This is a genomic window from Mesorhizobium sp. M1334 (genome assembly GCF_040317995.1).
GTDB lineage: Bacteria > Pseudomonadota > Alphaproteobacteria > Rhizobiales > Rhizobiaceae > Mesorhizobium.
The window spans coordinates 1-20,004 of record NZ_JAMYLM010000008.1 but is presented as its reverse complement, the minus strand read 5'-3'; the positions used below and the strand labels follow the sequence as shown (position 1 = coordinate 20,004).

Here is a 20,004-nt window from a genome sequence, read left to right as displayed (position 1 = left end):
TTCCCCCTATGACGTGAGGCACTGACTTTGCAAATCCACGAGAGCGCCGATGTCCCACCTGCTCTCAAGTTCCGATCGGCGGCGGCGAAACGACGCCAAGCACCGCCAGCAGGCCGCGCACCATCCAGACGACATCGGAGACGATCGTGCGTTGCGGATAATAGGAAAGGTCAAGCCTGGCTTTGGCCGGAAACAAGACCTCACGGTAGAACAGTAACGGGTCCACGGATCGCGGATAAAAATGCGCTTCATTCCGGAAGAGAACCTGGGCTGGACCAAGCAAGCCTGGCTTGTATTGTAAAATACCCTCGAAGCCCCCGCGAAAACAATCGGCGAAGACAAGGCTCTCCGGGCGCGGCCCGACGATTGCCATCTCGCCCCTGAAGACGTTCCAAAGCTGCGGCAGCTCGTCGAACTTGGTGACGGCGAGGAACCGTCCTACCGGCGTCATGCGGCTGTCATCGGCCATGGTCAGCGCCAAGCCACCGGGATCGCATTTTACGCTGAACTTGCGGAACTTGTACATGCGGAATGGGCGAGCACCGGCCCCGACGCGGGTCTGCGTAAAGAAGATGGGCCGACCGCCTTCCAGCAGCAGCGCCACGGCAATCAGCAACATCAGCGGAGCAAAGACGATCGCCGCGGCCGCAGCAATGACGAGATCAATTGCTCGTCTCACAGTCCCATGGGCGGCACTTGAGACGTTAGGCCGGTGAATGGCTAGGTCCAGGGCATTCATGCGGCTGTTCCTGTCTGAGCGCAACCGCTAACCGCTGCGGCAAGAGCGACAACCACCGTTTCGACCAAAGGTGCCGTGACCTGCGGATGCAGCGGTACCGTCAGCTCGCGCTGCGCGAAATCTTCGGTGCGCGGCAAATGAGTATCGGGGATAAGCTCACGATAGAGCGTCATCTGGTGCACCGGCGGGTAGTGGATAGTGGTTTGTATCCCTTGCGCGCGCAGTGCGTCGATGACGTCTTGCCTGTCGGCGTAACGTGGCAAAAGGATAGGCATGATGTGGTAGGCCGACGTCCGCGGCTCGTGGAACGGGATGGTCACGGCCGGACAATGCTTGGCTATGAGACGGCGATACAGCATGACCAGGATACGCCTGATCTCATTCCACTCCTGCAAATTTTGCAGCTGGACGAGTCCGATCGCAGCCCGCAATTCATCCATGCGATAGTTGAATCCGAGCATGGTGACATCATACTGAGGGGTGCGGCTGTTCAGCCTTTGACGTGTCCCGGTGGTCATCCCATGTCCACGCGCCTGGCGGATTGTCTCGAGCAGACCGGCATCCCTGGCGATCACAGCCCCGCCTTCCGCCGTGGTCATGTTCTTGTTGCCGTAGAAGCTGAAGGCGGCCGCGGCACCAAATGTCCCCACCTCCTTCAAGCCCGGCGCATGCGCCGCGTCCTCGACGATATGCAGCCCCCGGGCACGGGCGAACCTCTGCCATTGTTCCCGATCGGCGAGGTAGCCGGCGAAATGGACGAGAATGATTGCCTTGGTGCGGGTCGTGCATTTCGCTTCGGCTTCCACGATCGACATCAGCGGCACGTCGGCTGACTCGATGTCGACGAAGACCGGCGTCGCACCGACATAGAGGACCGCATTTGCGGTCGCCACGAAAGTCAAGGATGGCACCAGCACCTCGTCGCCCGGCCCGATGCCAAGTGCGTGCAAAATGAGATGAAGCGCTGCCGTACAAGAACCGACCGCGACGCAATCCTCCGCACCATGGACGTCGGCAAAAGCTTGTTCGAAGGCTCGTACCTGCTCCCCCATTGTCAGCCAGCCGCTGTCGATGACCTTGGTCAAAGCAGTCTTTTCCGGCACACCCAGGATCGGGGCACTGACCAAGAGCATCACAACCTCCTAGACTGATAATTGTGGGAACCGAGCTCGTGACTTCATCATGCAGCCGTCGCGGTGACCTCGATCGAGGCCGATTGGTCTTCCCAGGAAATGGTCTGTGCGTTCTGGAAGTCGTCGACGCGCCCGATATCGAGCCAGAGACCCTCATGCTTGTACACGTGCACGGTTGTGCCGTTCTGCATCATCTGCAGCATCAGGTCGTCGAACCCAAAGGGTATGCCGGATGGGATAAACTGCAGAACGTCCGGGTTCATGCAGTAAATTCCCATGCTGACCAGATGCGAGAGGGTCGGCTTCTCGCGAAAGACCTGCACGGTATTGTCGACTTCGTCGATGACGCCGAAATCCATCTTGATCAGACGACAGGCTGTTGCGATCGTCACCGGATCGGTGTGCTTACGGTGCGCTGCTACAAATCGACTGAGGCTTAGATCCGTAAGGACGTCGCCATTGAGAACGATAAACGGCTCCGTCAGTTCATCCCTGATCAAAGACAGTGGCCCGATGGTGCCAAGCGGCTCCATCTCCTGCGTATATCGAATCTTCAGGTTCCACTGCGAGCCATCTCCACACACGGTGCGGATCAAGTGGCCGAGATACCCGGTTGTAATATAGACTTCCTGAATACCGTTGCGTCGCAACCATTTCAGAAGCATCTCAAGAACCGGCCGTGCGCCGATCGGCATGAGCGGCTTCGGCAAGACCGAAGTGAAGGGGCGGAGGCGTGTTCCCATTCCTCCACATTGAATCACCGCTTTCATCCTGGTCCTCCCTTGTTCATTCGGCCTGAACGCTATCGTCACGGGCCGGCTATCCTGCCTTGGTCAGCACCCGGGAAACACGTTCTTTGCCCCTCCGAAGAACCGGTGAGATTTCCCGTAGAAGACCGGTGAGATTTCCCCACCGATCCCTGATCCGGACATTGCATCTGGATGGTATGTGGCCGTCGGGGTGGATGTCGTCGTGCATTCGAATGGTAACAATTCGGCCGTTTTGCTGTTCTATATCTTTGGATCTATGGCAGTGCTGAACGACCAGCCGGTCTGTCAGCTTTCCAAAAGGTCAGAACGTATGTTCGACGACGTTCGGCGGGTTCGCTCACAAGGGGCAAAAAAAAAGAGGAGCGTTTCCCGTTATTTAAGATTATATTAGAAATTCGGCGTTTGCGGTGTTGGGGGTGCCGCGGCGTCGGCTGGATGAATCGACGAGTGAATGGCTACGACTTCAGGCCCATCACCGTTCAATCCATTCAGATACGCGTTGGGGTAGTTCAATGTATCGAATCGTCATCGCCGACGATCACGGCTTGTATCGTCGCGGCTTGCGATTGGCACTGACCGCAGGCATTCCAGGTGTAGAGATATTTGAAGCGTCTTGTTTCGACGCGGTGCTCAGTTTGCTGGCGGAGCAATCGTTCGTGGATCTCGCGATCCTGGATCTGAATATGCCAGGCCTGTTCAATCAAGAAGTGCTCGGCGGGATCCTGTCCGCCTATCCGGATACGCGATTTGCGATCGTTTCCGGAAACGATTCACGCTCGGAAATACTCACGGCTCTGTCGATCGGGCTTCACGGTTACATCGTAAAGTCGCAGACGGACGAAGAGGTTGTTTTGGCCGTCAATGAAATCCTCTCCGGGCGCATCTATGTTCCCGCACTTCTGTCACGGTCGGGTGCAACGCAAGCAACCCACGCGCATACCCACTCCGAGAAGGGCCCACAGCGACGTACCGCTGGCGTCAACCTTGGCAGGCTGACCTCGAGGCAAAAGGAAGTCCTCAAGCTGATGGCGGAAGGCTATTCAAACAAGGAAATTGCGCGCGATCTGGAAATCGCGGAGGCGACCACGAAAATCCACGCTGCTGCGGTTCTGCGTGAATTGGGGGTACGAAATCGGACCGAGGCTGCCGTTATGCTGAAGACTTGGCTTTCGAGACATGCCAGCTAGAGCGCCGCGCGTCCTTTTGGACGTGCAACGGCATCCCATGACTCCTCACGCATATTACTGCATATCCAAAGCCACGGCGCAGCTTTGGGCCAACGACATTCTTGGAAAGAACACTGCCCATCTCAAAGGTCGCTCAGCGCCACTCGCCTTTAGATATCTGCTTCCGATTGTAGCACTGCACTACAATCCGATTTCCTTGCGCGACAGCCGCAGCGAATACCGCAACCCTTGGTCCGATATTTCCAGCCTGGGAGAGTGACCGACAAGCGGCGCTCCATCCACTCCGATTATCATGGAACCGAAGCCATGACGGACTACACTTGAGGTCCGCCGCCGCCCCGATTCGACCCACTCGAACACGATATCGCTGCCTGTGTCTTCAGCTGCGAACGTCCAGCTTACGTCGATCCGGCCTTTTGAATCGCCAAGCGCTCCGTATTTCATGGAATTGGTGGCAAGCTCGTGAACGATCATTGCAAAACTCTCGGCGGCGCCTCCCGATATCGCCACGGACGGACCGCTGACCGATATGGCGCGTGTCCCCATATAAGGGTGCAACTCTTGCGCAACGAGATCGTTTATCGCCCCCGATACGCTGCCATTGCGGGAAAGAAGCAAATGGGTTGCCTCGAGCGCGCGTATCCGATCGATCAGCATTTCCTTGTATTTGGCGACGTTATTTCCGGGAACATCGACCATCTTCACGAGCGCCGTGATCACCGCGAAAACATTGCCGAATCTATGACGCTGTTCGAGCATGATGCGCTCCCGCTTCTTTGCCGCGGCACGCAGCAGCGTGGTTTGTCGTCTCTCGCTCAGGTCGGCAGCCACTCCAAGCCGCTGTCCACCATCATCATGTCTTTCCTCCCTTCCGCGCAGCGCAACCCAGCGGATATGTCCGTCCGGTCGGCGGACACGTATCTCAACATCGTAATTCGTGACCGATGGTGCGGCCTTTCTCGATGCGGCCAGCTTTGGCCAGTCCGCCGGATGCACGACAGCTGACAGTTCCTCCAAACTGCGGCTATTGGCCTGGGCCAGGCCGAGAATGTCCCAGAACGTGTCCGAGCCCGTGACTGTCCCGTCTTTAAGGTCGATGCGCCACGTGCCCAAGCGTCCAGCAGACAGAGCGAGGTCCAGCCATTCCTTCTGAGCCCGAAGCGCTTCGTGAACAGCGCGTCGTTCCGAAATATCGTCGACCACCACGAAGATGCTCTCCGAGAGTCCCCCCTTGGGCACGGACGAAGAAAGCGTTAGCCGAGCCCAGAATGCCATACCGTCCTTTCTTAACAGACGGACCTCGGAAACGAACGAAGAGATGTCATTGCCCAGCCTTGCCAACAATTGCGCCAAGGTATGCCGGTCATTCGGATGGGCGAGCGTATCGAGCCGCAATTGGGCAAGCTCCTCCTCCTTGTACCCGGTCATCTCGCAAAGGCGTTTGTTGGACTGAAGCAACTCACCTTTCTCGTTGGTGTTCGCGAATCCCAGGGCAGCACGTTCGAAGGCCCAACGATAGCGGCTTTCTGTCGCTTCGACGGCAGCTAGCCTGGCCTCCGCGACTTCCAGCAACTCACGCAAGTCCTGCCGAAGGCGATGGAACGTCATGGCAATTACCCCGCCCGAAACCAGAAGCAGGATTGCGCGTGCCCAATCTCCATTTGAAATGTGATCGTGTCCTCGCGCCCACAGGCCGACAGTCACCATAAGAATGGTCGCAGCAAGCGCTGCCACGCGGTCTTCGAGATAGGCGATAATAATAATCGCCGGAATAAATTCCAGAAAACTTGCGCCTTGCCCAATATAGGCTGACGATTTGATTTCAAATATCAGTGTGGCAGCTAACACCGATGCAGAGGCAATATGAGTTAGCAATCTGCCCGACGGGTTCGAATTCGACCTGCGCGACTGCGAGCTCATGGACACAGACTACAACCTTCTGACTAGCCCGTCGAGACTAGAGCAAAAAACGTACAGCTTAGTACCACTGCCGGATTGCCATACCGCTATCATAGCGCGCATTTTATCGGACGCAGCGGGGCCTAAGAGCTGCCTTAGAACTGTCGGATCATATTAAGTTTTTCAAGGTGGCGATGAACATATTATCCGTCAGCGCATAGAAGACTAGAATCCAGCGACACATAGAAGACTACATGAATCCCGAATACTTATTTCGGGCGTGTGAAACTTTGGGTTAGGGGTAGAAAATGAATCTGATCGATAGACAGGTCAATACCTCTTCGAGCAATCGGTACATTGCTACGAGGACCAGGTATGATTTTGAAGCGCGGAATACGCGGCCCTCTTCTGGTCACCTTGCCGATCGCGCATCGGATCTATTGGACGCAAGGTTCGGCGAACAAAAAGGCCGCAGTCTGGAATCCATAACCGGCGTGCTTGATCGCATTGGCTGTGGCTATCTCGTGCTGAATCGCGAGAGAAAGGTGGTCGAGTGGAACGCAGCCGCCCAAACCACGCTTGAGCGCCAGGGCGAAGCGGCCGACACGGCGAGCGGGCTTACGACCGCCCTAAGGCGGCTGATCGCAAATGTTCCGGGTCAATTCCTGCCGGGCTCACTATCCTGGGTGGTGATCCGCAGCAGAGGCGACCGTCCGGTGATTCTGAACGAGAACGGCGTTATCGCTCCCGACGGAACGAGCATTGTGGCGTTGCTGGATCGGGATAACAGATCTGGGCCAAATCCTCGCACGTTGCAAAGAATGTTTGGCCTGACGAGCGCAGAAACGCACCTCGCCTTGCGCCTGGCTCAGGGCGACGCTCCTTTGGAGATCGCTCGCAGCTGGCGCCTCAGCCGCACCACGATCCGTTCCCAGCTTGCCTCGCTGTTCGCCAAGACCGAAACAAAACGCCAGGCGGAACTGGTGGCCCTTCTTGGCCGCATTTCGGTCCTGCCGTAGGGGCAGGCCACTGGATACCATCGCCGGACGTCGGCATCCGCCCGGGGATTCAGACGGCGCAAGTTGGAGTGTCATGACTTGGCAGGTCGTGCACCGCATGACGGAAGCCGCAATCCCGGACCGGCCATTCGGTACTGTCGAACGGATTCGAAAGGCGACAAGTTGGACAACGATGTAGGCAGCGAGTCTGTTCTTGCCGCAGCGAAGAAGGTGGAAATCGCTCGATCGCGTTCGGACCGCGCGGTGAAGAGACTGGCACGGACCGGACCGATCGTCGTCACCGGTGCGGCAGGCTTCATTGGTTTTCACGTCGCTTTGCGGCTTTTGCGTCTGGGTGTCGAAGTCATCGGCGTCGACAATTTCTCTCCCTACTACGATCCACGACTCAAGGAAGCGCGATTTGCGCGCCTCTGTACCGAGTCGGGCTTCACTCCGATGCGAATTGATCTGGCGGATGCGGCGCGTGTCCAGTTGCTGTTTTCAGAAGTTCGACCTTCAAACGTTGTGCATCTCGCGGCTCAGGCCGGCGTGCGACATTCACTAGTTGACCCGCATGCCTATCTGCAATCGAACATAATAGCCTTTCTCAACGTCCTTGAGGGCTGCCGGCACTTCGGCGTTAATCACCTCGTCTATGCCTCGTCGAGCTCCGTCTACGGCTCAAATCGAACCATACCGTTTTCCGAGCATCACGGCGCCGATCATCCTGTCAGTCTATACGCCGCAACCAAGCGTTCAAACGAATTCATGGCGCATTCATACAGTCACTTGTTCGGCTTACCTATGACTGGACTGCGCTTCTTCACTGTTTATGGCCCCTGGGGCAGGCCCGACATGGCGGTCTATATGTTCACGCGTGCGATTATCGAGGGGAATCCAATCGAAGTAGCCAATGCCGGCCGCGTGTGGCGAGACTTCACCTATATCGACGATATCGCTGAGGGCGTGGTTCGAGCGCTTGCTGCACCGCCGCGGCCCGATCCGCATTGGGACCCTTTCACCGCCGATCCTGCTACAAGTTCCGCGCCGTATCGCGTCTACAACATCGGCAACGACTGGCCCGAGGAGATCAACCGGCTCATTTCGATCATCGAGACCGCCCTTGGCTGCCGGGCGCTTCGCGTGGATGTGCCGTTGCCGCCTGGCGACGTTTTAGAGACACGCGCCGACGTCAGCGATCTTCGCAAGGCCGTCGGCTTCGCCCCGACGACGCGCCTTGAGGACGGAGTGCAACGCTTTGTCGAATGGTACCGGGACTTTCATGGAAGGGACACCGCGACCAGCATACGGCAACAAAAGTTGGTGCATGTAGGGGCCACCGTGTGATCCGCGCCTTGTCGGAGCGACGGATCCACGCGTCTGTTATCCTGTCTCGGCTGCTGGTCTGGTCAAAAGATCAAGGTGATGCCGCACAGCGTAACGACGAAATTTCCGGTCATCGATGCCCCGCGCGATCCTCGCGCAAATCAGCTTATCGCGGGCAGTTCCAATGAGCGATCTCAATTCAGAGACTGAAGTTGTACTTGGCACGGAGCACAAAGAATTCGCCGCATCCGCGTTCTGCCGAACAATGTCATTCAGATGGATGATGGTGACGTTCAGGCCCCATCGTAAGCTCTATTCGACCGCATTTTTGCCTCCTCGGAATCGCGAGCTCATGTCCCAAAGCTACTTTCTGAGATCCAGGACGGTTCCTACGGTCGAGAAAATAATCACCCGTGTTCCTCCAAGCCCGATCGGCGGTATTCTTCGCGCGGCAGGAGGCGTTTCGGCCATGGCGATTGCCGGCCAGCTGACCCTGGTCGCCGCCATTCCCGTTTTGGCCCGGCTCTATTCCCCGGCAGATTTCGGGATCTTCACGATTTACCTGTCGATCGTAAACATCCTCGGTGCGATCGCAGCATTGCGTTTCGAGGCCTCGCTTTATGGGGTCAAGGACAGTGCGCAGGCATACGTGACCGTTAAGCTCATTCTCCTGGCTGTCATGGTGACGAGTGTCCTTGCCTTTGCGGCAGGACTGCTGTGGGCGAGCATCGCTCCAGCGCGAGTTGGCCACCTCGCCTGGCTCGTTCCACTTGGGATGGGGGGTGCCGGCCTCGTCGAAGCAATGAACTGCTGGAGTTTGCGCGTAGGCCTGCTACGCGACTTCGCCCTCGGCCGCCTGATTTTGCCGGCGACCATGGCCCTGCTGCAACTAACTTTTGGGCTCGCCCATTTCGGAGGTGAGGCGATGGTGCATGCTCATATCCTGAGCCAATTCATCTTTATCGGAATCCTCGGCTCTCGGGTTCTGAGCAGAAAGGACATAGGCGGCATCGCCCGAGCGCCGTGGCGGACCGTCTTTGCAGTCGCCAGGCGAGAATACAAGTTTCCATTGTTCGACATTCCCTCGGCCCTAGCGAGTTTTGCCATCATCAATCTTCCCGCAATACTCGTTGGTTCGCTGTTTGGCGCCGCTTTTGCCGGTTACCTGGGAGTTGCGTCACGGCTGGTGACTGCACCCGTGACGCTGATCGCCAACCCGCTTAGCAATGTTTTTGTATCTGAGGCGAACAAAACCAGCAGTCGCGCACATTTGCTCGGCACCGCGCACGGCCTGTTGATGCTTTCAGCCGGCCTCACTGCATTGCCAATATTAGCGCTTGGCCTGGCCGCGCCATATATCGTCGTTCCCCTCCTGGGCGCGCCCTGGGTTCCCGCCGCAGACATTATGACCGCGCTGGCGTTCATGGGTGCCACGCAGGCGTTGTCGACACCGCTTCAAGATGTCCCGGCTCTTCTGCGGCGGCAAGAGGTACGACTTCTCGTCGACGGCGCGCGGACGGCGCTTGTATTTGGCCCGCTACTCGCCGGTGCTGAGGCAGGTTGGGAACCACTTAAAGTCATTTATCTGATGGCGGCCGGCGGCGCCGTCGGGTTTGCATTGAAAACGGCGGCCTCTCTGTATCTTCTCCGCCACTACGTCGAACCATCGGGAGCCGCCATACCAAAGCAGAGTCATCATCTCGAGGGAAAAACACCATGAAGCACTCGCAGCTTGATCAGCTTCCAACGACCGATGTGGTTGACCAACATCATCGCGCTGATGCTTCGCGACTGCGCCCTTTCATTTCAGTTGCCATCCCGACCTTTCGCCGACCGGACACGATCCGCCGGGCGATGGATAGCATTCTGAGTCAAGATTTCGCCAGTTGGGAGCTGGTCGTCAGCGACGACGAGGGCCGCGAGGGAGCGACCTGGGCAATCGTGGCCGAGTATGCACGGACCGAGCCTCGCATCCGAATTGTCGAGAACGGTCGGGGCCGGGGTCAGGTCGAGAATACCAACAACGCCATGCTCGCTTGCGTCGGAAAATGGATCAAGCTGCTCCATGACGATGACTGGCTCGCCCCAGGCGCACTCAAGACCTTTGCCGAGGTTTCCACCAAGCATCCCTCGGCTGCATTCATGACCTGTGCCGCGAATATAATTGAAGACGATCGGATGAAATTCCGATTGCCACCGCAAGGGCGACAACGGATCTCCGTCTACTCGAGCCAGCAATGCCTAACGGACCTCTATCTGGTCCGTACGACGCGGAGCCTCGGGATCATCCCGTCGACGCTGTTGATCAACCGCGACGTCATTCACGCGGGTTGCCTGATGCGCGCGCACAATTCTATCCCGGCCGGAGTCGACCAGCTGTTCTTTGTTGACCTGGCGTGCCACGGAGACATGGTCGCGATAAATGACGGCTTGATTTTCTACGACGCGACCAATCACCCGAGCATCACTACGACTAAGAATTTTGACGAAGTTGATCAAGTAACTCTTGCTGTCAAAGAGCTTAACTGGAATCTAATTCAGGATCGTAAACACCTCCCTCGCCCCGAGACTTTGTTACGGGCGCTGCGGGTTGCTCGTATTCCCAGCAGATTCCACCAGCAGTCATGGCGAGCGACGATCCAAGATGCCATGCAAATTCTTCGCCCATCAGTCATGAAAATTGCGAGCCAGCACATTCTTACTTACGCGTTCGCCATCCGCCCGAGACTGGGCCGGTTGCGTAGCCAGAGGCGAATTTAGCGTGGCGGCATCATTGAGGCCTGCGTTGGCCGGCTGGCACGCATTCTACACCGTCGAAGGCGGCTTTCCTTCGTCCAGGCTTCAGGGATAGCGAGATGACCATTTGTCCGGCGTGTGGCAGTGTATCAACCGCAAAATTGTTCGAAGTGACAGCAGACGAGGCCTCTCGACATTTCATCAATCCGCGTCAGGACCCCGATCGCTCCCGAAAGTTAACAAGCCACCTGTCGGATCTCTGGGGCCGTAACACTTGCGACATTCGCAAATGCGCAGATTGCGGATTCGGTTTCGCAGATCCGTTCGTCGCCGGCGGCTTTGAGTTTTATAACTTAGCCTGGGCGTACCCTTCTTATCCAACTATGAAATGGGAATATGCAAGGACAATCGAAGAGCTCGCGGGCCTGAATACTGGCGGAAAGACTGCTCTCGAAGTGGGATCGGGATTTGGGTATTTTCTCGACCGCATCAAGAATAAATTCTTCCATACTTCGGATATTTCTGCCGTCGACTACAACGAAACGGCGCGATCAGTACTGGCGTCAAAAGGTTTCAAGACATTTGCAAGTGACTTTCGAGATGGCAGCTTCAGTTCCATGAAAGAGGCGTTCGATTTTATTTTCATGTTTCAGGTCTTCGAGCATATGGACCAAGTGGATGATGTTTTTGCTCGCTTAAAATATCTTCTGAAAACCCAAGGATCTGTTTTCATTGCCGTGCCAAATGAAAACAGAACGTACTATATGGAGTCTCACGGTTCGCTCGTAGACATGCCACCAAACCACATTGGCCGATGGACGAAAGGAGCCTTCGATGCCATATGTCGGCGGCACGGCTTGCAATTGAGCAAATGCGAGCGCGAGCCGTTCAATCTCGCCAAATTCCTGAAGCAAGACATCGTCCACAGCTTTTTGCGTAAGGGACAAAAACCAGGTAGTGTGAGTGAGTTCGTGCGGGCCTTGCCGCGAAGCAAAGCGCAACGAATGGCGCAAGGTTTGACCGCCCTTGCGATTTCACCGTCACGCTTGCCGGCATGGGCATACGCCATCAGGAACGCATCTACGATGGGCGGGAGCGCACTCTGGGCGAAAATCGACAAAGTCTCGTCACCTGCGCCACAGATTCATCGCCAAGCCAAGCAGTAATGAGCGGTGCGCCACGCCGCTTGCAGCGGGAAGGTGATTTTGACACCACCAGGCTGCTGGACCTGCCAAGCAGACGAAGGATGGCATCAGGGGCGTCGCCTCAGGCGTGGCTCCCGAAATTCATGAATGCCCGTCCGGCGGCTCCTGGCCAGTAGGTTCCGTTGTGACACCTCGGCCCCACGCTCCGGACGGATCTCTCCGCGGCAACCTCGGCTACGAGCGAATGGCCTGCGCCGGCAGCCGATCGGCGCCCAAAACAGTGATTTTCAACGAGCGGTGGTGGGAAGGAGGTAACAGTAAAAGCCGAGCTCGTCATGCTCCCTCCAGCAAGAGATCAGCGCTGTCCCCGAACCGGTAACCCGCGTGCTTCCTGAGATTAACCTTCGTGAGAACGCTTGCGACGGGAACCGAAGCTGGCGTATCGCCCGCAAGCAAGTCTAGGACGCCTCGCGCGATGCTGCGTCGCGTTTTCGCCCAGCGAATGGCGAAAAGAACCACGTCACCCCAGCCTGTCAGGAGTCTGGCCTCTGGTCCCTCAAGCCCCAGCGGCCCATTTATGATGACCACCCGATAGACCGAGTGCAGTTCATCTTTGAAAGGGGAGCCATCGACACTGGACAGTAAGGGCAGCAGATCCTCCGACGGTGCGAGCGCCATGAAATCGATTCCGATTGCCGACATTCCAGCTATCGCATCGCGCAGCGCACAACGGTCATTGATATAGTCTCCGAAAAAATTGTGCGGCTTACGTGCGCTGAATTCCTTCACAAACTCGCCTGTAAGGCGGCGGTCCGTGCGGTCCAGATCAATAAAGAGTACTCGCCCTCCAAGTCTTGTGGCCGCCAAGGCCATGCTCCATGCGAGCTCGGTCTTGCCATCATCCTCACTGCAGGATGTTATCAAGATTATGTTCGAGCAATCCCTCGCCCGCTGGGGCGCTGCAGCGACAAGCAGGGCCGTCACGGCGCGGCTGTATCTTGACTCCTGCTGACCTGAAACCAGCTGCTGCAGTCGCCTCGCGTGCGTTGTGGCAGCCTGGGGTATTAGCCCGAGGCACGGAACTTTGAGCGCTGCTTCAGCTTCGGCCTCCCCGTGCAAGGTGCTATCGAAGCGTTGGCGGACAAGTATGAAGATCCCCCCAATCAGGCCAAACACAACCATGCCGGGCGGAATAAGAAATATTGGCGAAAGAGTCGTTGGATTGGTAGGAGGCCACGCCGCTGAGAGAAGCCTGACTCCGGGGGATGGACTTGCAATACGCCGCATCAAGTCTTGTTGCCGGGTCAAAAGGTCGTTGTAGCGCTGCGTCAGGATGCCGACCTGGGGCTCGAGAGCGCGCAATCCGGAAAGCCGGCCGGCTGTATCGGCCACAACCGCATCCAGGACGTCCTTACGCTTTTGCAGCACCGCTATTTGGGAGCGATAGATGTTCGTCTCGGCAGCGACGCGGGCGATTTCTTGTTCGATCTCACGATCGATCGCATTTGTGACATCCTCATCTGTTGTGCCGTTGGCCTGGCGTGCCAAGAGATCGGCCAGCACGGGTGATCCGATGGTTTCGGCTACCGCGGCAACCGACGCGCCCCCCTTTCGCAAGTCCTGAATGTGTTGGAGTCGAGATTCCGATGCGGAGAGATCCGCTTTCGACAAGGAGATTTGCTGGGTGAGTTCGACTATCTCCTTGGCGGCATTATCCGCTGCACCTTGGTCGATCGCGCCATGGCTCAGCCGATACCTCTCAAGACGATCGGTCGCTTCTGCGAGACTGTTCTGTGTAGCTGGAAGTCCGGCAACTATTGATTCAAGTTCCAGTCTGTCCGATGCTTGGCTTTTCCTTGCCAGATCGCCAATATACACCTGCACGAACGTATTGGCGATCAAAGCAGCTCGCGCCGGATCGTGATCGGTGAAGCCGACACTGATGACTCTTGATCGCAACTCCTGGCCGATCCTTATACCCTTACGCAGTATCTTGAGTTCAGCCGCATCTGGCTCCGCCGGAGTGCTTCGCGGCCAAATTTCGGCCAGCAGATCGGCTGTACCCGAGCGCAACTTCGGCGGCTCGACGCCCGCAGGGTCAGCAGCAGAATTTTCGGTAACAGCATCAGCCTTTCTAGTATTGTTGAGAGCGTCCGTTTTGCGCAGCGCTGCCACCACGCTTCGCAGATGGCCTTGCGACGAGAGCATGGTGATGTGGTCGTCAATGCTGGAATCCAGCACATCTTGAGTAGAGACCGAGCCGCCGGCAGGGGCCGCTCTACTAGGTGCGTCGACGATTACCTGTGCAGTGGCTTCATACAGGGCAGGCCGTGCAAGACCCGCAAGCGCGGCTAATACACCGCCAGTGATGACCATGGCCAGCAGGAACCATTTTTTTCTTGAGAGGGTAATGAGGAGCTGATGGAATGGGGTTTGCGTGTCCATCTGTTCGCGTAAAGGCCGTTTCATGCGCGGAGCGATTTCGCGCGCAGGCACGTGCATTTCGTTAACGTGCGGAAGGTGGATGCGGCTAACTATGGACCCTTCCATCTTAATCTCCTGTAAGTTCGGGCACGCGAGAACCCGTTGCTGTGGGCGATGGGCGCCTTGCCTCGTTGTGCCAGGCCTGGAACATCAAAGCGGGCCACAATTCACGAGAATGGTCGTGCCTGCCGTCAACGTGATCGCGCCAGCACGCATCCACCTCTGCAAGGTCGAAAATCCCGTCTCCGGACAAACGCATATCGGCGACAAGGTCGTTTGCCCAACTCAGCAGCGGGCCTCTCAGCCAGACGGCTATAGGAACATCAAAACCTTGCTTCGGCCGCTCGATCAGCCGCTGCGGAACGTATCGGCGCAACAACTGACGAAGGATCCACTTGCCTTTGCCATTACGAACTTTCGTATTCGTCGGCAGGCGCCAGGCAAATTCGACAACCCGATGATCGAGCAGCGGGCATCGCCCCTCGAGGCTGCTGGCCATGCTGGCGCGGTCCAGCTTCACCAATATATCGCCGGGGAGGTATCCAGCCATATCGTCATACAACAGACGGGACAGCAGCCCATCAAGCCGGTGCTCGACGTGAATTGATGACGGTGGCTGGTGGAGGCTCAGGTTCTCGTTCGATGATCCCGTAAGTCGCCGATACAACTCGTCCTCGTTGGCTGCAGCAAGCAGCTGAGCTAGGCGATTCAGCCGATCCCCCCGAAGCGCATGCCGTGCACCCTCCGAAAGCGGCAGCTTGCCGACGAGATCGTGGCGGGCTGCACGGGCCAATAACCCAGTGCCTGCCGCGAGCGCCCGACGCAGTGCTGACGGCAGAATATGCTGTCGTCGCAGGCGGGCCGCCATGAAGTGGCGTGCGTAGCCGGCGAAGCATTCATCGCCACCGTCGCCCGACAGAGCCACCGTAACGTGCCGGCGAGCGAGCCGCGCCACCAGCAGAGTTGGTATCTGCGATTCGTCAGCGAATGGCTCGTCCCAGATCTGCGGCAGTTCTGGAATGACGTCGCGCGCTACGGCAGCCGAAAGGTGGAGTTCGGTATGGTCGGTCCCCAGATGGCGCGCGACTTCCGCAGCGTGGGGAGCCTCATCGAACCCGCCCTCTCCGAAAGCGATCGTGAACGTGCGCACAGGCTTTTCCGATTGAGCCTGCATAAGGGCCACAACCGTCGAGCTATCTATTCCGCCCGACAAGAAGGCCCCGAGCGGGACGTCAGCGATCATGCGCTCCCGAACGGCAAGTCGAAGCAGGCCGTCCAGTTCATTGGTGAGTTCCTCGTCGCTGCCGGCGACCTGTTCCGCCCGCCCTTCCGTGGCGGCTTCGGCCAGCGACCACCAGCGTCGAATGCGATGCGACAGAGAGGCGACACTGCGTTCCCCGGAGAACTCAGCGGCCGTTACCGACAGGACCGAACCCGGCGGCAGCTTGAACACGCCTCGCCAAATGCAGCTGTCATCCGGTACCCATCCCTTCGAAAGCATTGCCGCGGCCGCATCGATATCGAGCTCCTGGCAAAACCCTGGAAAACGGTTGATCGCCTTCAACTCGGAAGCAAAAACAAGTGCATCGCGTGTTGAGGCGATATAAAGCGGCTTTTTACCCATTCGGTCGCGGGCGAGATGGAGCGTCCTTGTCCTAAGGTCCCACAATCCTAAAGCGAACATGCCGGCGAAACGGGTGAGTGCTTTTTCGAGGCCCCAACTCTCAATTGCGGCGAGCATGACTTCGGTATCGCTGGCGCTCCGAAAATGATGGCCTGTACTCTCCAGCTCACGGCGCAAATCACGGAAATTGTATATTTCGCCGTTGAATGTAATGACATATCGGCCGCTTTCAGAATGCATCGGCTGACGGCCAGCCTCCGACAGGTCAACTATGGCCAGCCGCCTGTGACCGAAGGCGACCCCCGATTCACAGTTTACCCAGAATGCCTCGCCATCCGGCCCGCGGTGACGAAGTGCGGCCGTCATCTGCTCTATTGCCCTGAGCGGCCTCGTGTCGGCTGAATCGGAGGCAAGAAGAATTCCGGCAATACCACACATACCATTACCCCGGATTGTTGGAGATTGCAGAAACTGCTTTCGGCGTACCGGCGACAAGGCAGATGGTTAGCGCAAACCATACGATCGGGTGGCGGATGATCAGATGCGGCATCCCGAAGATGATGATTGACACCACGAGCGCTAACAGCGCGTCGAGCTTCGCACGCCACACCGATATGATGGCGGCGCCGACTATCCAGACCAGCGCCAGAACCGCAATGAGACCACCTTGAGTGTACAGGTCGAGGATCGTGTTGTGAGCCTCGAAGGGCCGTTCCAGAAATTGCGAGTCGAACACTGATGGGCGCTCGAGATGCGGACCTGGACCAAGGCCCAGCGACCCGGATTCGGCGCCCTTCTCCAGCGCTTCGTTCCAGAGATGCACGCGGAGTGCGGCGGTTTCGGCAGTGGCCTCGCCGCCTTTGTCCTTGGTCAGGCCCTTGGCGAAATTTTCGAGGACGCTCGCCTCAGTTACGGCGTAAGGGGTTATCGCGATCGCCAACGGAAGGATACCGACAAGCAACAGGAGGACGGCTTGCCGTGAAAAGCTGACCCTGTTGCCACCGGTCTTGAGCCATGTCCTGATCCGCAGCCCGAGGAACGTCAGGCAGGTCAGGATGCTGGTGTACAAATAGGTATCGCTCTTTGTCAGCCTCCCGACATAGAAGGTCAGGAACAAGCTGGCGATCCCAAGAAACCTGCCCCATCGATTGCTGGTGGTGGTCGCAAGATGCAAGGCTAGCGGGCCAAAGATTGCGCAGTAGAGCGCGAGCTGGTTTGGATTATGCGACCAGCCACGAAAGCGGTCCCAGTACCAGGGATCGACGCCAGCTTGGGGGATCCAGCCCCAGCCCTGTCCCAGCTGAATGGCAAGCGCGATATTCGCGATGCCCACAACCCACCAGCCAGTACGACGCAGCCGGCGATCAGCGTCGGGTTCTGCAGCGGCTAGGCAGGTGATACTGACCAACAGCAGGTAGGCCATCGTATCGTGCATCAGGCCCGTCAGATATAGAATTGTGGTCAGATAGCCGACGACGGTGCCGATCCCGAGAGCAAGCGCCATGATCGTCCAGAAGCTCACAAGGCGTGTCAGCGCCGGCCTTGTCTCCAGGTGGCCCCCGGCGAGTACGCGCCCAATCGACAGCATGATCCAAAGTACGATGAACAGTTCGCCAACCCCTAAGGGCGACCCTGGAATGTCGAGTTGCACCGCATAGGTCGTTGCGAGGCCGCAGGCCAGGATCGCGTCCCGGATCATCGGCGCCCGTCCAATCTGCTTCTCGCAGCACCCTCTCCAAACAAGGTCGGAGACGCCGGTCGGGCGAGATCGCTGTGGGGTTTGGCACCAAGGATATTTTTGTACAGATCGCAATATTGGGCCACCACCCGCGGCAGCGCGAACTGCTCCCGGACAAGTTCGACGGAACGACCGCCCATGACTTTTCCGCGACTGCGGTCGGAAAGGATGTCAACTATTCGAGATGCAAGACCATCGGCGTCGTGCGGTTGGACAAGATAGCCGTTCCATCCATCCTCGACCACTTCATTGCAGCCGGGCATGTTCGAGGCAACGATGGGCAAACCCGCCAGCCCTGCCTCGAGCAGGACGCGCGGGATTCCTTCTCGATATTGTGTGGGGAAGGCGAACACGTCGGCCATGCCAAGAAGGGCTGGAACATCGCGTCGTGGGCCAAGCGCGATAACATGAGGAGCGTGTCGATCGATTTCCGACTTGTCGACTGCAAATGGACCTTCGGACTCCCAAGGGCCGACAAGCACGAAACGAGCATTAGGTCTTTTGGAAAGGACGCGGGGCACTGCTTGAAGCAGTATCGGGATGCCCTTCTGGCGGGTCAGCCGGCCCACAAAAATCACGATCTCCGCTGACTGGAGCCCGAGTTCCTTGCGCATTTTCGTTGCCGGCGGAGCAAGATGCCTCGCCATGGCGAACGCATCGACGTCGATGCCAGAACTGCGGATCACTCTTCCGCTGCCGGGTTCAATTAATCGAAAGCGCTTGAAGAAGGCCTCATCGTCCCGGTTCTGAAACACCGTCGCTGCCGTCCAGAAGGAAGCAAGCCACTGCAGTCCGCAAAAGATTGGACGCAGGGTCAGAGCCCGCGGTTCGAGCGAGGAGAATGTCCAGCCCAGGCCGTTGATCGTGCGTACGACCGGGACTGTTCCGCGCAGCGAAAGGGGTGCGAGCAGGTTAGGCTTGGTGTCGAAACTTTGGACAATGTCAGGCCGGAGTTCCGCAACCAGTTTCCGAATCGCTCTTACGGCGGTCCACTCGCCACCGCCGCTGGCAAATCGGTCGAAACCGTAGCGGCGATGCGGAATGCCATGCCGCAAAAACGCAGCCTCATCGCCGGTCGAAACCGCAGTGACCCGGAAGCCGCTTTCGCGCAGCGACATTAGGAACGGAATTCTCAGGGCGTGATCTTCGCCTCCCACACAAACGAGATGCGGATTCATCCCGAAGCTCCCGTCCGTGCGCCGTGTTTCGGTCGCATGAAGTAACTACCTTTCGCATCTGCTTTCATGGTTTTGCTTCGTTACTTCTGTGCGCGTGAAAGGGTACGGTAGGAGGAGGCTTGCCTACTGTCCTCGTCTGTTTGAATGAGGTAAACCGCATTGGGATCACGGCCTTACGCACAGCGCGAAGCACCTCGACGGCATCTTGTGGATACGCCGATGAATTGTGCCTCGAACTCTGGCGACTTCTGCCAAGCCGGACTCGTCACTGATAAGCCAACCGAAGAAAGCCCTTCCGACAGTCGTGCGCTGTACGGCTGCTCTACGCTGCGATTCCTAAGCTCCCTGTCCGGTCCGCGTGTTACCAGGCATGATGATCAGCCCTCTCACCCACAATCCCTGACGCGGCTTGCCTCCTTGCGACCAGCGGGCAAGCCGATTCGACCCCTCCGATGTCGAAAACCTGATCTGCCGACCGATATCCCGCGACGAGCGGGCAGACGCTTACGAATTGTCCACAACTAATTGGTTGCGGCAATGGACTACGAAGGGCCTTGTCCCTTAGATTAAATGTTCTTCTGATCTGTCAATTTGCAGGTTAACAGCTAAATTAACAACTCAATACCGCAACATGCAGGCTAAATTTTTAAACAATTAATCTATCGATTTTCAATTAAATTGGGATTGATCTGCATAGCTATGCGAGCTTAACGTGATTGTATACTTGATATTTATTTAATACATCTATTGGGATTTCTCCCTCTGTGCAGCATTCCTACTGGCGATCAACCATTCTATCAGAGGCTGCAGGTATGTGATTTGGCGCTAATATACACCCTCTAGTAGGCAATCCCCGGGCGCTATCGAATGAGACAAAGGAATATTGGATGGCAACTCTGCACTACGCCTCGGGTGGCTCCGCCACCGAAATCGCAACCGCCGGGTTCAATCTGGCCGACGTTCAATATGTTAGCCAGGTCAACGCATTGCCGGATGGCATGAAGGGCCTGGTGTATCTGAATGAGCACGAGGGCGTAACCTCATCCT

The 20,004-nt window shown here is 57.5% G+C and carries 14 protein-coding genes; 6 read left to right on the top strand and 8 right to left on the bottom strand.

The genetic code is table 11. The features are described from left to right. Positions 1 to 64: 64 nt before the first annotated feature. Genes NKH17_RS16350 through NKH17_RS16340 form a run of 3 tightly spaced genes read right to left on the bottom strand, consistent with a single transcriptional unit; the run spans position 65 to position 2,642 of the window. Positions 65 to 739: a sugar transferase gene (locus NKH17_RS16350; RefSeq protein ID WP_352704735.1), complete on the bottom strand. Its 675-nt coding sequence runs from the start codon at positions 737 to 739 to the stop codon at positions 65 to 67. Next, the gene (locus NKH17_RS16345; protein WP_352480475.1) at positions 736 to 1,872 is read right to left on the bottom strand and encodes a DegT/DnrJ/EryC1/StrS family aminotransferase; all 1,137 of its coding nucleotides are present in this window, start codon (positions 1,870 to 1,872) and stop codon (positions 736 to 738) included. The genes NKH17_RS16350 and NKH17_RS16345 overlap by 4 nt, the downstream gene beginning before the upstream one ends. A 47-nt stretch (positions 1,873 to 1,919) precedes the next feature. Further along, positions 1,920 to 2,642, bottom strand: a complete 723-nt coding sequence (locus tag NKH17_RS16340; protein WP_023675619.1) for a nucleotidyltransferase family protein — start codon at positions 2,640 to 2,642, stop codon at positions 1,920 to 1,922. 512 nt (positions 2,643 to 3,154) lie between these two features. Between NKH17_RS16340 and NKH17_RS16335 the strand changes: the two genes are divergently transcribed. Then, the gene (locus tag NKH17_RS16335; protein ID WP_352480474.1) at positions 3,155 to 3,829 is read left to right on the top strand and encodes a LuxR C-terminal-related transcriptional regulator; all 675 of its coding nucleotides are present in this window, start codon (positions 3,155 to 3,157) and stop codon (positions 3,827 to 3,829) included. Positions 3,830 to 4,009: 180 nt separating this feature from the next. Here NKH17_RS16335 and NKH17_RS16330 read toward each other — a convergent pair whose 3' ends face one another. After that, positions 4,010 to 5,749 carry a PAS domain S-box protein gene (locus tag NKH17_RS16330; RefSeq protein ID WP_352480473.1) on the bottom strand — a complete coding sequence of 580 codons (1,740 nt, stop codon included), beginning with the start codon at positions 5,747 to 5,749 and terminating at the stop codon, positions 4,010 to 4,012. Between the two features lie 287 nt (positions 5,750 to 6,036). On the opposite strand from NKH17_RS16330, the gene NKH17_RS16325 reads away from it, so the two are divergent. From NKH17_RS16325 to NKH17_RS16305, 5 genes are all read left to right on the top strand, one after another. Further along, positions 6,037 to 6,747 carry a helix-turn-helix transcriptional regulator gene (locus NKH17_RS16325; RefSeq protein WP_352480472.1) on the top strand — a complete coding sequence of 237 codons (711 nt, stop codon included), beginning with the start codon at positions 6,037 to 6,039 and terminating at the stop codon, positions 6,745 to 6,747. A gap of 243 nt (positions 6,748 to 6,990) precedes the next feature. Further along, entirely contained in the window at positions 6,991 to 8,073 is a 1,083-nt protein-coding gene (locus NKH17_RS16320) for an NAD-dependent epimerase/dehydratase family protein (protein WP_352897718.1), read from the top strand. 163 nt (positions 8,074 to 8,236) lie between these two features. Then, on the top strand, positions 8,237 to 9,772 hold the full coding sequence (locus NKH17_RS16315) for a lipopolysaccharide biosynthesis protein (RefSeq protein WP_352480471.1): 1,536 nt from the start codon (positions 8,237 to 8,239) through the stop codon (positions 9,770 to 9,772). Next, the gene (locus tag NKH17_RS16310) at positions 9,769 to 10,812 is read left to right on the top strand and encodes a glycosyltransferase family 2 protein (protein WP_352480470.1); all 1,044 of its coding nucleotides are present in this window, start codon (positions 9,769 to 9,771) and stop codon (positions 10,810 to 10,812) included. The genes NKH17_RS16315 and NKH17_RS16310 overlap by 4 nt, the downstream gene beginning before the upstream one ends. Positions 10,813 to 10,907: 95 nt before the next feature. After that, positions 10,908 to 11,954, top strand: a complete 1,047-nt coding sequence (locus tag NKH17_RS16305) for a class I SAM-dependent methyltransferase (RefSeq protein WP_352897600.1) — start codon at positions 10,908 to 10,910, stop codon at positions 11,952 to 11,954. 312 nt (positions 11,955 to 12,266) lie between these two features. Here the strand turns inward: NKH17_RS16305 and NKH17_RS16300 are convergent, their stop codons facing one another. The 4 genes from NKH17_RS16300 to NKH17_RS16285 all read right to left on the bottom strand — a co-directional run bounded on the left by NKH17_RS16300 (position 12,267) and on the right by NKH17_RS16285 (position 18,957). Beyond that, positions 12,267 to 14,483: a GumC family protein gene (locus NKH17_RS16300; protein ID WP_352803677.1), complete on the bottom strand. Its 2,217-nt coding sequence runs from the start codon at positions 14,481 to 14,483 to the stop codon at positions 12,267 to 12,269. Position 14,484: 1 nt separating this feature from the next. Next, positions 14,485 to 16,479: an asparagine synthase (glutamine-hydrolyzing) gene (gene asnB / locus NKH17_RS16295; protein ID WP_352897598.1), complete on the bottom strand. Its 1,995-nt coding sequence runs from the start codon at positions 16,477 to 16,479 to the stop codon at positions 14,485 to 14,487. A gap of 4 nt (positions 16,480 to 16,483) precedes the next feature. Next, positions 16,484 to 17,545 (bottom strand): O-antigen ligase family protein, encoded by a 1,062-nt coding sequence (locus tag NKH17_RS16290; RefSeq protein ID WP_352971413.1) that lies wholly within the window; start codon positions 17,543 to 17,545, stop codon positions 16,484 to 16,486. 191 nt (positions 17,546 to 17,736) lie between these two features. After that, complete coding sequence (locus NKH17_RS16285) at positions 17,737 to 18,957, bottom strand: glycosyltransferase family 4 protein (RefSeq protein WP_352480465.1); 1,221 nt, start codon at positions 18,955 to 18,957, stop codon at positions 17,737 to 17,739. Positions 18,958 to 20,004 lie beyond the last annotated feature (1,047 nt).

Excerpts from the sequence above, each read along its gene's own strand:
- NKH17_RS16350 (WP_352704735.1), bottom strand. The coding sequence starts at position 739 with ATGAATGCCCTGGACCTAGCCATTCACCGGCCTAACGTCTCAAGTGCC.
- NKH17_RS16345 (WP_352480475.1), bottom strand. The coding sequence starts at position 1,872 with ATGCTCTTGGTCAGTGCCCCGATCCTGGGTGTGCCGGAAAAGACTGCT.
- NKH17_RS16340 (WP_023675619.1), bottom strand. The coding sequence starts at position 2,642 with ATGAAAGCGGTGATTCAATGTGGAGGAATGGGAACACGCCTCCGCCCC.
- NKH17_RS16335 (WP_352480474.1), top strand. The coding sequence starts at position 3,155 with ATGTATCGAATCGTCATCGCCGACGATCACGGCTTGTATCGTCGCGGC.
- NKH17_RS16330 (WP_352480473.1), bottom strand. The coding sequence starts at position 5,749 with ATGAGCTCGCAGTCGCGCAGGTCGAATTCGAACCCGTCGGGCAGATTG.
- NKH17_RS16325 (WP_352480472.1), top strand. The coding sequence starts at position 6,037 with ATGAATCTGATCGATAGACAGGTCAATACCTCTTCGAGCAATCGGTAC.
- NKH17_RS16315 (WP_352480471.1), top strand. The coding sequence starts at position 8,237 with ATGAGCGATCTCAATTCAGAGACTGAAGTTGTACTTGGCACGGAGCAC.
- NKH17_RS16310 (WP_352480470.1), top strand. The coding sequence starts at position 9,769 with ATGAAGCACTCGCAGCTTGATCAGCTTCCAACGACCGATGTGGTTGAC.
- NKH17_RS16305 (WP_352897600.1), top strand. The coding sequence starts at position 10,908 with ATGACCATTTGTCCGGCGTGTGGCAGTGTATCAACCGCAAAATTGTTC.
- NKH17_RS16300 (WP_352803677.1), bottom strand. The coding sequence starts at position 14,483 with ATGGAAGGGTCCATAGTTAGCCGCATCCACCTTCCGCACGTTAACGAA.
- asnB (WP_352897598.1), bottom strand. The coding sequence starts at position 16,479 with ATGTGTGGTATTGCCGGAATTCTTCTTGCCTCCGATTCAGCCGACACG.
- NKH17_RS16290 (WP_352971413.1), bottom strand. The coding sequence starts at position 17,545 with ATGGCGCTTGCTCTCGGGATCGGCACCGTCGTCGGCTATCTGACCACA.
- NKH17_RS16285 (WP_352480465.1), bottom strand. The coding sequence starts at position 18,957 with ATGAATCCGCATCTCGTTTGTGTGGGAGGCGAAGATCACGCCCTGAGA.